Source organism: Cellulomonas sp. Leaf395 (assembly GCF_001424125.1).
Lineage (GTDB): Bacteria > Actinomycetota > Actinomycetes > Actinomycetales > Cellulomonadaceae > Cellulomonas.
The window spans coordinates 388,883-402,169 of sequence record NZ_LMQI01000001.1 but is presented as its reverse complement, the minus strand read 5'-3'; the positions used below and the strand labels follow the sequence as shown (position 1 = coordinate 402,169).

Genomic DNA, 13,287 nt, shown 5'->3' with positions numbered 1-13,287 from the left:
CTGTCGCGACGACCCCGGATCTTGCAGCAGGGTGCGAGAAATCGCCGCCGCGAGCTGTCAGAGGCCGTCGGCGACCACCGCGGTCACGCGGAGCCAGGCGTCGCGCGTCGTCGTGCTCAGCGCGTCGTAGTCGATGGGGCCACCGGCGACGAGCGCCTTGTCGTGCGGCACGTCGAGCACGGCCCGGGTGAGAGCTCCGAAGTGGGAGCGGAGCCGCTTCTGGAGGTCCTTGTCGACCTTCGGCTCCGGGGCGGACAGGACCGTGACCGCGCGTCGGACGGCCTCGTCGTGCCCGGTGGCGCGGAGCGCGTCGAGCGCCCACGCGGCCGACTGCGCGGTGTCCTCGCGCACCGTGGAGACGACCACGATCTGATCGGCCGCGCCGACCGCGGCCTGCCAGTTCGAGGCCCGCATGTTGTTGCCGGTGTCGATGACGAGGACCCGGTAGAAGCGGGAGAGCACCTCGTGCAGCGACGTGAAGGAGTCCGCGTCGACGGACGACCCCGACGCGGAGTTCTCGTCGGACGCCAGGACGTCGAACTGCTCGCTGGGCTGCGTGCGCACGAACCCGTCGAGGTCCCCGATGCGCACGGCGCCCGCGGGCCCGAGCGCCGGCAGGGCGTTCAGGAGGTCGACGGCCGTGCGGGTGTGGTCGGCGTGCGAGGAGCGCCACCCGAGGGTCCCGCGGGTCTCGTTGTTGTCCCAGGCCAGCGTGTACCCGCCGCGCTGGAGGCCGAACGTCGCCGCGAGCAGCATGGTCGCGGTCGTCTTGTGGGCGCCGCCCTTGGGGTTGATGACCACGATCGTCTTGGGGCCGTCGAGCGTCCGCCGCACGGAGGCCGCGGCGATGCGTCGCTGACGCTCGTCGCGCCCGGGTCCCGGGGAGATCCCCCCGAAGGTGAGCCGCCGGATCCCGGCCCGCCAGCCGTGCTCGGCCGGTCCGCCGGCGGCAGCCGGGTGGCGTGCGGCGAGGAGGTCGTCGAGCGTCGGGAGCGGCTGGGCCGGTCCCGACGGAGTCGTCCCCGTCCCCGTGGCCGGGTCGATGTCCGGGGAGGGCGGGTTGACGGTCGTCGCGCGCGTCGCCGCAGGTCCGCGCGTCGCGGTCGGTGTCGGGCCGCTGGCGGGGCCGGACGATGCCGGGACCGGGGAGATGCCCGCGGACGGCGTCGACGACGGCGGCGCCGGGTCTCCCGCGGACGGTGGCGGCGACGGGGCGGTCAGCAACGCGGTGGCCGACGGCGTCGGCCGTCTCGCACCCGACGCGTCGGCCGTCCCGGCGCGAGCAGGACCGGGCTTCGCCGCGGAGTCGTCGGCGCCGGGCTCGGCGTCGCGGGTCGGGCCGTCGCCCTCAGTGTCGGGATCGTCGAGCGCACCGGGCGCCTCGTCCACCAGTCCGTCCGCGTGGATCACGAGCGACCAGACCCCGTCGGGGTCGCGCACCTGCACGGGTACCGGCCGCCCGACGGACCCCGCGAGCTCCGCGATCCTGGTCGTGATCGCTGCACCCGCCTCGGCGAGGTTCGCCATCCGCACCCGCTCGACGACGCCGTCGATGGAGATCTCGCCGGTCCCGTCCTCCCGCACCTCGGCCCGGATGTCGGGCAGTCGGGTGGTCGTCGTCGACGCGTTCTTGCCGTCGGTGCCGTCACTCATGTTGTGGTTGCCCCTCGCTCCCGGTAGTCCGCCCACGAAACTACGCTGCGCAGGCCCGGCGTGCACCGTGGAACCGCAGGCCAGCGCAGTACGGATGGTGCCACGCCGCCACGCGAGCAGCCGTGAGCACCGGTGAGCACCCGTGAGCAGGGCGCGACGGGCCGGTGCGTGAGATCCGGCACGTCCGGAAAACCCGGGCGTGTCGACGCGACGCGCCCCTCACTCGTAGGTGTGGACCTCGAACCAGACCGTCTTGCCGTCGGCATGGAGCTGCGTGCCCCAGGCCGACGAGAGCGCCTCGACGAGAGCCAGTCCGCGCCCGCTCGGGGCGGTCGGCTCGGGGTGCCCGACCGTCGGGGTGCCGCCACCGCTGTCCCGGACGCCGACCCGCACGACCTCGCCGTCGATGCGGACCTGCACGCGCACCGACCCGGAATGGGGACCGTGCACGACGGCGTTGGACACCAGCTCGCCCGTGAGCAGCTCGACCACCTGGTTCGACGCCCCGCCGACCCCGGCACCGGCGATGGTCCGCATCACCCAGTGCCGCGCGGTTCGGGGTGCGGAGCGCTCGGCGTCGACGACGAGCTCGTCGTCGACGACGTGCGCGTCTCGACGGCGCGCGCTCTTGGCACTTCGGAGGTCCCGCACATCACCCACGCGCCCAGCCTGCCCGACCTGGTCCGTTCCTGCTTGGGGGGACCGCCGACGCGTTCGGGTGAACGGCCTGACCAAGCCCGGACGCTCGGCCCCTAGGACAGCTGGCTGACCAGGCCGACGAGGTTGCCCTCGGAGTCGCGGACGAAGGCGTGCCACTCGTCGGTCCCCGCTGGGCCGAGGGTGTCGTCCTCGTGGCGGAAGATCACGCGCGGCTCCGACACCACGACGACGCCCTGGCCGCTCAGCCGGTCGACGGTCGCGGCCACGTCATCGACCCGCAGGTAGAGCAGGGCGGACGGCGCACCCACGTCGAGCAGCAGCCGGACGCCGTCGAGGTCGAAGAACAGCAGGCCCGGTGGGTCGAACCTCGCGGTCGGCGGGCGGCCGAGCAGGTCGGCGTAGAACGCGGCGGCGCGGTCGAGGTCCTCCGCGTGCTGGGCGACCTGCACGAGTCCCATCCGCCCATCGTGCCCCGTCGGCTCCGTCTGAGGTACCTCAGACGAGGAGCTCAGGACCTCAGGCGCCCGACCACCCACCTCAGGGCCCCCCTGGGTCAAGCTGGTCCTCAGAATCAGGTGACCTGCCCGATCCGGGTATCACCGCCTCACGACCAGAGTCTTCCTTGTCTACGAGAGCCGGGCAGATCGTCCGGCGTTCATGAGGAGGACACCATGCCTGACTTCTGGGGACCTGGCCTCGACGCCGAGCTCGCCTACCGTCACGAGCGCCTGTTCACGGCGCTGCGCCACACCCCCTACGGGGACACGCACGACCAGCGCGGTGGCGACCACGACGACCTGCTCGCGGCCACGACGATCACGAGCACGGGCGCTTCGGTGACCACCGCGCCCACGTCGGCACTCACCCCGGCGCCCTTCCCGAGCGGTGCCCAGCGGACCCCGCGCCCGCGGATGCGTGCGGCGCGTGGGTGGCTGCTGCGAGGATCGGAGTCATGGCACGTGGCTCGATGAGCACACCCTTCGTCGCCCGCGCGCAGCAGGTCGACCAGCTCTCGCTGGCGCTGCAGCGCGCGGGCGTCGGCGAGCCCGCGACGGTGCTGATCGGTGCCGATGCGGGCGTCGGCAAGACCCGCCTCCTGCGGCACGTCGCCGAGCTGGCGGACGCGGCCGGCGCACGGGTCGTCGTGGTGCACTGCGTCGACCTCGGGGAGATCGGGCTGCCGTACCTGCCGTTCGCGGAGGCGCTGGCCCAGCTCTACGCGCTCGACCCCGAGACGGTCGGCGCAGTCGTGGCCAACCGCCCCGCGCTCGCACGGCTGCTGCCCGGGCCGTCCGGCTCGGGTGCCGCCCCCGACGACCAGTCGAACCGGCTCCAGCTGTTCGACGGGCTGGTCGAGGTGCTCGGCGCGGTCGGCCGACCGGGGCACCCGCTCCTGCTGGTGCTCGAAGACCTGCACTGGGCCGACGCCTCCAGCCGGGACGTGCTGCGCTTCCTCGTCTCGCGGCTGCGCGACCAGCACCTGCTCGTGGTTGCCAGCTACCGGACCGACGATCTGCACCGGCGCCACCCGTGGCGGCCCGTCGCGACGGAGCTGAGCCGCCACCCCCGGGTCGAGCGGCTCGACCTGTCGCCGTTCACCGACGACGAGCTGCGCGAGTTCACCACCGCCCTGAGCGGCACCCCGCTGACGGAGTCCACGCTGCGCCGCGTCATCGACCGCTCCGAGGGCAACGCGTACTTCGCGGAGGAGCTCCTGGAGGCCGGGGCCGAGGCCGACGAGCTGCCGTGGTCGCTCGCGGACGTCCTGCGCGCCCGCCTCGAGCTGCTCGACCCGTCGGTCCAGAGACTCGCGCGCATCGCGTCGGCCGCGGGCCGCCGGGTGTCGGAGCCGCTCCTGCGTGCAGCTGTCGCCGCCGACGGGGACCCGCAGCTGACGGTGCCCGGTGGGCCTGGCGAGTTCGACACGGCGCTGCGCGAGGCGGTGACGCACCACGTCCTGGTGGGCGAGGACGAGCTCATCGCGTTCCGGCACGCCCTGCTGGCCGAGGCCGTGTACGCGGACCTGCTGCCCGGCGAGCAGTCGTCGCTGCACCGCGCCTACCTGCGCGTCCTGCGGGACGACCCCACGCTCGGACCGTCGTCGCAGCTGGCGTCGCACGCCCTGCGCGCCCCGGACCTGCCGACGGCCCTGCGGGCGTCGCTCGACGCGGCCACGCAGGCGCACGAGGTGCTCGCCCCCGCGGAGGAGCTGCGGCACCTCGAGGTCGTCCTGCGGCTCTGGGAGGCGGTGCCCGAGGTGACCGCGACACTGGGCAGCGACCACATCGACGTCCTGGCCTCCGCTGCCGCCGCCGCGAGCCGGGCCGGGCAGGTCGACCGAGCCGTCCAGCTCGCGCGCGCCACCGTCGAGGAGACCGCGTCCGACGTCCCCCGCCAGGCCGGCCTCCGGACCAGCCTCGCGCGGTACCTGCTGGGCGTGGAGAGCGTGCACGACGCGCTCGAGCAGGCGTCGCGAGCGCTCGCCGACCTGCCGGACACCCCGACGCCGGACCGCGCGTGGGCGCTGGCCACCTACGCGCGCGGCGCCCTGAACGCGGACCTCGACGACGAGGCGGTGGCGAGCGCGACCCAGGCCGTCGAGCTGGCGCGCGCGATCGGGGCGGCCGACGCCGAGTCGGACGCACTGACCACGCTCGCGGTGCTCGTGGTGGACGACGAGCGCCGGGCCGCCGAGCTGCTGCGCACGGCGCTGGCCCGCGCCCGGGAGGCCTGCGACTACGCCACCGAGCTGCGCACCATGTACAACCTGGCGAGCAACCGGTACTATGCCGGCGACCTCGCGGGGGCCACGCAGGTGACGGCTGACGGGGTCGAGCGGGCCAGGTCGCTGGGCATGACGTGGAGCGTCTACGGGGTCGAGCTGCACATGTTCACGCAGCTCATCCGGTACGTGTCGGGCGACCTGACCCCGGCGGCGATCGGCCTGGTCCCGGACGAGCTGGCCGACACGCTGATCGCGTTCAACCTGTACGCGGCCGTGGCCCGAGGGGACGCCGACGCAGCCGAGCGCGGTCACGCCCTGGAGCCCAGCTGGTCACGCGACGGGCTCATCGCGCTGATCGCGGGCGGCTGCACCGTCGACGCACACACGTGGCGCGGGGAGCTCGACGAGGCGATCGCGCTCGCCCTTCGCCTGCTCGAGCACCTGTGGCGTGCATGGTCGGACTACTTCCTGGGTGGAATCTGGCTGGTCGCGCTGGCCTTGAGCGCACTGGCGGACGCGGCATCGCAGGACCGGCTGCTCGGGCGCGACGTCTCGGAGCGGGTGGCACTGGGCGATCGCCTGCTGGAGCGCGCGAGGACGACGGCGGAGCGTGGACGGCCACGTGGCGGACGGCTCGGTCCCGAGGGCCGGGCGTGGCTGGCGCGCGCGCACGCCGAGCACTCGCGGCTCACCGGGATCAACGACGTGGACCTGTGGCGGGCCACCGTCGCGGAGTTCGACTACGGGTATCGCTACGAGGTGGCGCGCAGCAGGTTCCGGCTCGCGGAGGCGCTGCTCGAGGCGGGCGACCGCGACGCCGCACGTGACGAGGCCGGGCTCGCACTGACGCACGCCGACGAGATGGGCGCCATACCGCTGGCGACCGCCGTCCGCGGGCTCGCGCGGCGCGGCCGGCTGGACCTGCCCGGCGTCCGGCTCGGGGGCGTCGACGTGCTGACCGCCCGGGAGGCCGAGGTGCTCGCCCTCGTGGCGCAAGGTCTGTCCAACCGACAGATCGGCGAGAAGCTCTTCATCTCCGGCAAGACGGTGTCCGTGCACATCTCCAACCTGCTGGCCAAGCTGGGCGTCTCGGGCCGAGCGGAAGCCGTGTCGGTGGCCCACCAGCGAGGGCTGATCGGTGCGGGCTGACCTGGGCAGGGACGACAGCCACCCCCTAGGTTGAAGTGCATGTCTCCGTCGAAGACCCCCGCGGTCGAGCTCGAGGTGCGCGGTCGGACGGTCCGGGTCAGCAGCCCGGACAAGATCTACTTCCCGGAGCGCGGGCTGACCAAGCTCGACGTCGTCCAGTACTTCGTGTCCGTGGGCGACGGCATCCTCGGTGCGCTGCTGTACCGGCCGACCACGCTGGAGCGCTGGCCGAAGGGCGTGTTCGAGGGCGCCAAGCTGGCCACCCGGATGGACTCGACCGGCGACGCGTTCTACCAGAAGCGCGCCCCGCAGGGCGCCCCGGAGTACGTGAAGACCGCCCGGATCGCGTTCCCCAGCGGTCGCACGGCCGACGAGGTAGCACCCAGCGAGCTGGCCGTCGTGGCGTGGGCCGCCAACCTGGGCACGCTGACGTTCCACCCGTGGCCGGTCCTCGGCGACGACGTCGACTCCCCCGACCAGCTGCGCATCGACCTGGACCCTCAACCGGGCACCGACTTCGACGACGCCGCCCGCGTCGCACCCCGCGTCCGGGAGCTGCTGGCCGAGCACGGCCTGGAGGGCAGCCCGAAGACGTCGGGCGGTCGGGGCATCCACATCTTCGTGCCCATCGAGCCGCGCTGGTCGTTCGTCGAGGCGCGCCGGGCCACCATCGCGTTCGGTCGTGAGCTCGAACGGCGGATGCCCGCCGAGGTCACCATGAAGTGGTGGAAGGAGGAGCGCGGCCAGAAGATCTTCGTCGACTACAACCAGATGGCCCGCGACCGGACGATCGCCTCGGCCTACTCCATCCGCACCAACCCCCGCGCCACGGTCTCCGCCCCGCTGCGCTGGGACGAGGTGGCGGACGTACACCCGAACGACTTCGACGTGACGACGATGCCGGCCCGGTTCGCGGAGGTGGGGGACCTGTTCGCCGCGCTCGTCGGGCACGCGACCCCGCGGGGCTCCATCGAGTCGCTGCTGGAGCTGGCCGAGCGGCAGGAGCTCGAGGAGGGTGAGGGCGACCTGCCCTACCCGCCGGAGTACCCGAAGATGCCGGGCGAGCCCAAGCGCGTGCAGCCGAGCAAGGACCGTGACCGCCCCCGCTGAGCCCGCAGGCGCCGTCGTCTATGCCTCCGCCCGGGGGCGCTGGATCCTGTTGGCCACCGTCCTCGGCTCCGCCATCGCGTTCATCGACGCCACGGTGGTGACGATCGCGCTCCCCACGATCGCCGAGGACCTCGACGCCAGCACCGCGGACCTGCAGTGGACCGTCAACGCCTACGCCCTCACGCTGGCCGCGTTCCTGCTGCTGGGAGGCTCGCTCGGGGACCGGTTCGGGCGACGCAGGGTGTTCCTGGTCGGGGTCGTGTGGTTCGCGGTCGCGTCGCTGCTGTGCGCCGTCGCGCCGACGATCGGGGTGCTCAACGCCGCCCGCGCGTTCCAGGGCGTCGGTGGAGCACTGCTGACGCCGGGGTCGCTGGCCATCATCCAGGCGACGTTCACCGGACCGGACCGCGGGCGTGCGATCGGTGCGTGGTCCGGGCTCGGGGGCATCGCGGGGGCGGTGGCGCCGTTCCTCGGCGGCTGGATCGTCGAGGTCACCACGTGGCGCTGGATCTTCGGCATCAACCTGCCGCTCGCCGCGGTCGTCGTGTGGGTCTCCCTCCGGCACGTGCCAGAGAGCGCGGACCCGACGGCCGTCAAGAAGCTCGACGTCGCGGGGACGGTCCTGGGCGCCCTCGGCCTGGCCGGTCTGACCTACGGGTTCACGGTGTGGACCGAGCGGGGCGCCCCGGACGCCCTGGTGCTGGGCACGCTGGCGCTCGGCGCCCTCGCGATGGTCGGTTTCGTCGTCGTCGAGTCTCGCGCCACCGCTCCCCTGCTCCCGCCGGCGCTCTTCCGATGGCGGCCGTTCGCCGGGACCAACGCCGCCACCCTGCTCATCTACGCGGCGATCTCGGGGTTGTTCTTCTTCCTCGTCGTGACCTTGCAGGTGGTCGCCGGCTACTCCCCGCTCGCCGCCGGCCTGGCCCCGCTCCCGGTGACGGTGCTCATGCTGCTGCTGTCCCCGCGGGCGGGTGCGCTGAGCACGATCGTGGGCCCGAAGATCCCGATGACGGTCGGCCCGCTCGTGTGCGCGGTCGGCGCGGTGATGCTCGCCGGGATCGGCCCCAGCTCGCCCTACCTGACGCACGTGCTGCCCGGGGTCGTGGTGTTCGGCCTCGGCCTCTCGGCGACCGTCGCGCCGCTCACGACCACCGCGCTGGCCGCCGCCCCTGACCACCTGGCCGGCGTGGCGAGCGGCGTCAACAACGCCGTCGCGCGCGTCGCTGGTCTCCTGGCAATCGCGGTGCTGCCGCTCGTCGCCGGCGTGGGGTCGTCGCTCACCGACCCCGTCTCGCTCGAACCCGCCAACCGCCTCGCGATGGTGGTGTGCGCCGGGCTGCTGGCGGGGGGCGCGGTGATCGCGCTGCTGACCGTGCCGTCCAGCGCGGAGGCGGTGCGACCGGTGGACGTGACCTGAACGCTCAGCCGCGGAACTCGAAGTGCCAGTACTCCGGGTTCGAGCCGTTCCGGCCCGCCCACGACGGCGACACCCACCCGTACGCGGGTCCGTTGGCCACCAGCCAGTCGCGCTGCGGGGTGCCCCAGCCGTACTCACACGGGAGCTCGGGCACGTCGAGGGCGAGGCCGGTGCCGTGCGACGACGTGCCCGGCGTGGCAGCGACCGACCCGAGCGCGGCGCGCATCGCCACCTGGGTGTCGTAGTCGCGGTAGGTGAGGTCGAGGTCGAGGTGGTGCCCGAACTGGGCGCGGAACCCGGTGTTCAGGCGCTCCAGCGCCGCCGCCGCCGCGTTGGTCAGGTAGTACGGCGTGCCGCGCGGGTCGACGTCCCACGAGATCGCGGTGAGTGCGTCGGGGGGCAGCCTGCCGTTCGACCCGTCGCCTCCCGCCGTGGCAGGGGAGGTGTAGAACGGCGGACCCGTGTAGGTCGTGTCGCACGAGGGCGCGGCGGCGCCGCCGGTGGAAGGTCTCGCCGCGGCGCCGCCGGTGACGGGTCTCGCCGAGGGTCGGGGCGTGGTCGCCCGGGCTGCGTCGGCAGCAGCCGCGGCCGCCGCAGCAGCAGCCTCGGCCTGCAACCAGGCCTCGTGCGCGGCGGACACCGCGGCGGTGGCCGCGGCGAGGGTGGCGGCGACCGCGCGGAGCCCCGTGGCGCTGCGGGCGCCGGTCGCCCCGGCTGCGGCTGCCGGGTCCGTCGCCGCCGGGTCCGTCGCCGCCGCCGGGTCGGTCGCGGCCGCCGAGTCGGTCGTCGCTGCCGGGTCCGTCGGGGCTGTCGGGTCCGTCGTGGCGAGGGCTGCATCGGCATCTGACAGGATCGCGACGAGCGTCTGTCGCACCGCGTCGTCGGCGACGCGGTCCTGGGTCGCGGCGAGAGTCGTGCGCCCCAGCTCGGCGGCTGTGGCGAGCGCGGCGCGGGCGTCGACCCGGACGGTGGCGGCGTGGACCGCGGCGGCGTCGGCGGCCAGCGCCTGGAGGGCATCGGCGTCGCGCACCTGCGCCTCGAGGGCGTCGGCCGCACGTTCCTGCGTCGCGGCCTGCTCCGCGGCCACGCGATCCTCGTGCTCCGACCAGGCCCACGCACCACCGGCACCGCCGACCACCAGCACGGCGGCGACGACAGCGACGATGCTGCGCGGCGGTCGGCGAATATCGAGCTCCCCTACGTGCGACGGTTCTGCGACCCGCCAGCAAGGCTAACCGCCACCCCGACACCCCCGCAGAGCTCGCCGAACTCGTCAGTGCTCGCCGAACTCGTCAGTCCCCGCCGAACTCGTCTGTTGCAACGCACGATTTCGGGCGGAGGTGACGAGCTGGCGCGCGGGCTCAGCGGCACCCAACGGCCATCCGGTGGAACCGCGTCGACGCGCTCAAGGGCACCCCGCAGCGCGCCGATCCGCCCGCATGACTGATCTGCTCCCGACGCTGTCCGTCCCCGCGTCCGGCGCACACTCCTCCACGCCAGCAGGCCACGCCATCGTCCCCGGGGTCAGGCCCCTCACCGCCGCCGAGGTAGGTCATCTCGACCGGGCCCGCGCCCACCTCCGGGCCAGCGGCGTCGACCTGACGGACCCCGCGGCCGTCGGCGCCCTGCTGCACGCCACGCGGACGCACTGGGCGGCCGAACCCGGCGCGCCGGTCCCGCACTCCATGGTCATGGCACTCGGCGTCGGGGTCGGCGACCTGGTCGTGGCGCGCGTCCCGGACTCCCGGTGGGCTCTGCGCACCGCCGGCGCCGCACCCACCCCCGCGGTCGTGTCGCTCTCGGGCGAGGATGCCGCGCTGCCGCTTGCCGACGTCGCGACGCGCTGGCGGACGGGCAGCACGCCCACGTGGGTCGCCGAGTATGTCGCCGCAGCCGCCGCGCACCTGGCGGCGCCGACCGGGCACGGCGTGCCGACCCCGCGCGTCCCGACGCGCACGGCGGACGACTTCCGAGCGGACGAGCCCGCGACGCTTTCCGCCAGGGCGACCGCAGCCCAGCCGGCCAGCGCGACCGCAGTCCTGCCCGCCGTCGAGGCGACCGCAGCCGCTGCCACACCTCCCCCACCGCCTGCCGCACCGCCGGCACTCCCCGCGTACCGGGCACCCGCCGACCTGCCGCACCCGCCGTCGGCGGCCGCGCAGGACATCGCCCTGGGCGTGCTCGAGCAAGCCCTCGAGGTCGCGCTCGCGCAGGGGGGCGCAGCCGCACCGTTCGCGGTCGTCGACGGCAGACCCGCGCAGAGCCACCAGCCCCACCGGTTCGAGGGCGACCCCGCTCTGGCGTTGCAGGAGGCCCGCGCGTGGGTGCGCAGCACGGGGGCGGCGCGTGCGGCGGTCGCCTGGTTCGGGCAGCTGCCGGAGCAGGAGGGCGACGCGGTGTTCGTCGAGGCGTCGGACACGGGGGCACCGAGCCTCGTCATCGCGCACCGCTACAGCGCCGCGTCGCGCGGCGAGGGCCGGACGCGACCCGCGCTGCCCGTCGGTGACCCGCTGATCCTGGGCCAGGGCGAGCCGCTGCTCTGACCCCGTGGGACCGTGGGGCTGGTCCGGACCAGCGACCTGAGAGGAAACCATGGGCGTCCCCGTCACCGCTGTCGACCCCCGCCTGCCCACCGTCACCGGGCCGCCGTCCGCCGCCGCGACGGCGTTCGACCCCACGGCCGACGTCCGCGCGGAGCTCGACCGCCAGATCACCGCGTACGTCGAGCTGGGCATCGCCACGCTGCTCGATGAGGACCCCGCCGCGTTCCGTGCGCGGCTCGCACCGTTGGCGGAGGTCGCCACGACCCCCAAGGCACCGCCCGCCGTCGAGGGCGACGACGTGCCGTTCGTCCTCGTGCTCCCCGGCCTGGACCTCAACGACGTCGCCCCCGCGATGCGCCGCGGCACCCGCCTCGGGGTCAGCGTCATCGACCGCGACGAGGCCCCGACCTACCGGTCCCTGCCTGGCCTCGAGGTGCCCGCGGTGCCGTACCTGCTGTGGGGTGTCGACACCGGGTCGGACCTCTGCAACGTCCGGCCCGAGGACGCGCTCGTGACGATCACCGGCCGCGGGCGCACCCCGCTGACCATCGACGAGGGCGTGGCGCTCGTCGTGGTGCGTCCCGACATGCTGCGCCCGAACAAGTGCTTCTCCCTGCTGGCGTCGCGCACGGGCACCAATCAGCGGGTGCCGGCGGTGTGGATCAGCGAGCGCCGGGCGAAGCTGGGCTGGTGCTGGGACCGCAACCCGCACACGTGGCTCGGCACCGCGTCCGCCACCGACCGTGTGGTCCGCTCCGACGCGTAGCTAGGGTGGCCAGATGCGCTTTCGCAGCACGATCCGGCTGGCGGGCACGTCCGCGACGGGCATCCCGGTCCCCCCGGAGACGGTCGCCGCGATGGACCGCGGGGCGCGGTTCCCCGTCGTCGTGACGATCAACGGCCACTCGTACCGCAGTACCGTGACGCCGTACCGCGGCGAGACGATGCTGCCGCTGAGCGCGGAGAACCGCGCGGCCGCCGGGGTCGAGGCCGGCGAGGAGGTCGACGTCGACATCGAGCACGACGACGCCCCGCGCACGGTCGAGGTCCCCGACGACCTCGCGACCGCCCTGTCCGGTCCTGCCCGCGCCGCGTTCGACGCCCTGTCGTTCAGCAGGCAGCGGGCGATCGTCGAGCCGATCGAGGCCGCGAAGACCGCGGAGACCCGCGAGCGCCGGATCGCGAAGGCCGTCGCCGAGCTGAGCTAGCCAGACGTGCACGCGTGGCGCGCCGCCGCACGACCGGAGGACATCCTCGTCGTCGGGGCTGACCACGCCTCTCGACGGGCGGCGGCGGCCGGCCGCCGCTAGCGTCCCGGGATGCGCAGACTCGTCATCGCCGCCCTGGTCACCGCGGGACTGGCACTGGTCACCGGGTGCTCGGTGTGGCCCTTCGACCCGAACCCGCGCCCAGACGGCGTCTTCGAGGAGACGGACGACCGCGAGGAGCCGGTCACGGTCGACCGCGGCTTGGCGGACGAGGCCGTGCTCTCGCTGACCGGCCGCGCGTCGTCGATCACGCTCGGCACCGACGCCGCTCCGGGCGACCTGCTCGAGGTCAGCGCCACCGACCCCGACTCGCGGCCGGAGACGGAGCAGTCCGACGGCACGCACGTTGTCGTCCTGGACGGCGGCGCCGCGGTCGTCCGGCTGGCCGACGACGTCGCGTGGACGGTCGACCTGACCGCCGGCGCCGACACCGTGGACGCCGACCTGGGCGACACGAGCGTGACGGGGATCGTGCTCGACGGCGGTGCTCGCAGCATCGAGCTGACGCTGCCGACCCCCGACGGGAGCGTGCCGGTCGAGCAGCGCGCCGGCGCGGACCACCTCGTCATCCACCTGCCGGACGGCGTCGGTGCGCGAGTGCTTGTCACGTCCGGGGCGGGTGGGGTCGAGATCGACGGCGAGACCACCCAGGGCATCGGTGCCGGGACGGTCCTGACGTCCGACGGCTTTGACGAGGGCGACGACCACTACGAGATCACGGTTGCGGGCGGCCTGGGGAGCCTCACGATCGACCGGACCTGA

At 74.3% G+C, this 13,287-nt stretch carries 12 protein-coding genes; 8 read left to right on the top strand and 4 right to left on the bottom strand.

Going from position 1 to position 13,287, the window contains the following annotated elements; all coding sequences use genetic code 11:
• Positions 1–57: 57 nt before the first annotated feature.
• The 3 genes from ASG23_RS01910 to ASG23_RS01900 all read right to left on the bottom strand — a co-directional run bounded on the left by ASG23_RS01910 (position 58) and on the right by ASG23_RS01900 (position 2,771).
• Entirely contained in the window at positions 58–1,653 is a 1,596-nt protein-coding gene (locus tag ASG23_RS01910) for a MinD/ParA family ATP-binding protein (RefSeq protein ID WP_056019270.1), read from the bottom strand.
• Between the two features lie 219 nt (positions 1,654–1,872).
• Positions 1,873–2,313: an ATP-binding protein gene (locus ASG23_RS01905; protein WP_056019267.1), complete on the bottom strand. Its 441-nt coding sequence runs from the start codon at positions 2,311–2,313 to the stop codon at positions 1,873–1,875.
• A gap of 92 nt (positions 2,314–2,405) precedes the next feature.
• Positions 2,406–2,771 carry a VOC family protein gene (locus tag ASG23_RS01900; RefSeq protein WP_056019264.1) on the bottom strand — a complete coding sequence of 122 codons (366 nt, stop codon included), beginning with the start codon at positions 2,769–2,771 and terminating at the stop codon, positions 2,406–2,408.
• Positions 2,772–2,984: 213 nt separating this feature from the next.
• On the opposite strand from ASG23_RS01900, the gene ASG23_RS01895 reads away from it, so the two are divergent.
• The 4 genes from ASG23_RS01895 to ASG23_RS01880 are packed head-to-tail and all read left to right on the top strand — an operon-like array spanning position 2,985 to position 8,714.
• The gene (locus ASG23_RS01895; protein WP_056019260.1) at positions 2,985–3,284 is read left to right on the top strand and encodes a hypothetical protein; all 300 of its coding nucleotides are present in this window, start codon (positions 2,985–2,987) and stop codon (positions 3,282–3,284) included.
• Positions 3,281–6,187, top strand: a complete 2,907-nt coding sequence (locus ASG23_RS20765; protein ID WP_056020647.1) for a helix-turn-helix transcriptional regulator — start codon at positions 3,281–3,283, stop codon at positions 6,185–6,187. Before ASG23_RS01895 ends, ASG23_RS20765 begins: the two co-directional genes overlap by 4 nt.
• Positions 6,188–6,226: 39 nt before the next feature.
• Positions 6,227–7,297: a DNA polymerase domain-containing protein gene (locus ASG23_RS01885; RefSeq protein ID WP_056019258.1), complete on the top strand. Its 1,071-nt coding sequence runs from the start codon at positions 6,227–6,229 to the stop codon at positions 7,295–7,297.
• The gene (locus ASG23_RS01880) at positions 7,281–8,714 is read left to right on the top strand and encodes a DHA2 family efflux MFS transporter permease subunit (protein ID WP_056019257.1); all 1,434 of its coding nucleotides are present in this window, start codon (positions 7,281–7,283) and stop codon (positions 8,712–8,714) included. Before ASG23_RS01885 ends, ASG23_RS01880 begins: the two co-directional genes overlap by 17 nt.
• Before the next feature lie 4 nt (positions 8,715–8,718).
• On the opposite strand, the gene ASG23_RS01875 is transcribed toward ASG23_RS01880, so the two are convergent.
• Entirely contained in the window at positions 8,719–9,858 is a 1,140-nt protein-coding gene (locus ASG23_RS01875; protein WP_056019254.1) for a M15 family metallopeptidase, read from the bottom strand.
• Between the two features lie 295 nt (positions 9,859–10,153).
• Between ASG23_RS01875 and ASG23_RS01870 the strand changes: the two genes are divergently transcribed.
• The 4 genes from ASG23_RS01870 to ASG23_RS01855 all read left to right on the top strand — a co-directional run bounded on the left by ASG23_RS01870 (position 10,154) and on the right by ASG23_RS01855 (position 13,287).
• Positions 10,154–11,257 carry a hypothetical protein gene (locus tag ASG23_RS01870; protein WP_056019251.1) on the top strand — a complete coding sequence of 368 codons (1,104 nt, stop codon included), beginning with the start codon at positions 10,154–10,156 and terminating at the stop codon, positions 11,255–11,257.
• A gap of 49 nt (positions 11,258–11,306) precedes the next feature.
• Positions 11,307–12,023, top strand: a complete 717-nt coding sequence (locus tag ASG23_RS01865; protein WP_056019248.1) for a DUF5701 family protein — start codon at positions 11,307–11,309, stop codon at positions 12,021–12,023.
• Positions 12,024–12,036: 13 nt separating this feature from the next.
• Positions 12,037–12,465, top strand: coding sequence for a YdeI/OmpD-associated family protein (locus tag ASG23_RS01860; RefSeq protein WP_056019245.1), 429 nt, complete (start codon positions 12,037–12,039; stop codon positions 12,463–12,465).
• A 111-nt stretch (positions 12,466–12,576) separates the two neighbouring features.
• Entirely contained in the window at positions 12,577–13,287 is a 711-nt protein-coding gene (locus ASG23_RS01855) for a hypothetical protein (RefSeq protein ID WP_056019242.1), read from the top strand.

Excerpts from the sequence above, each read along its gene's own strand:
- ASG23_RS01910 (WP_056019270.1), bottom strand. The coding sequence starts at position 1,653 with ATGAGTGACGGCACCGACGGCAAGAACGCGTCGACGACGACCACCCGA.
- ASG23_RS01900 (WP_056019264.1), bottom strand. The coding sequence starts at position 2,771 with ATGGGACTCGTGCAGGTCGCCCAGCACGCGGAGGACCTCGACCGCGCC.
- ASG23_RS01895 (WP_056019260.1), top strand. The coding sequence starts at position 2,985 with ATGCCTGACTTCTGGGGACCTGGCCTCGACGCCGAGCTCGCCTACCGT.
- ASG23_RS20765 (WP_056020647.1), top strand. The coding sequence starts at position 3,281 with ATGAGCACACCCTTCGTCGCCCGCGCGCAGCAGGTCGACCAGCTCTCG.
- ASG23_RS01885 (WP_056019258.1), top strand. The coding sequence starts at position 6,227 with ATGTCTCCGTCGAAGACCCCCGCGGTCGAGCTCGAGGTGCGCGGTCGG.
- ASG23_RS01870 (WP_056019251.1), top strand. The coding sequence starts at position 10,154 with ATGACTGATCTGCTCCCGACGCTGTCCGTCCCCGCGTCCGGCGCACAC.
- ASG23_RS01865 (WP_056019248.1), top strand. The coding sequence starts at position 11,307 with ATGGGCGTCCCCGTCACCGCTGTCGACCCCCGCCTGCCCACCGTCACC.
- ASG23_RS01860 (WP_056019245.1), top strand. The coding sequence starts at position 12,037 with ATGCGCTTTCGCAGCACGATCCGGCTGGCGGGCACGTCCGCGACGGGC.
- ASG23_RS01855 (WP_056019242.1), top strand. The coding sequence starts at position 12,577 with ATGCGCAGACTCGTCATCGCCGCCCTGGTCACCGCGGGACTGGCACTG.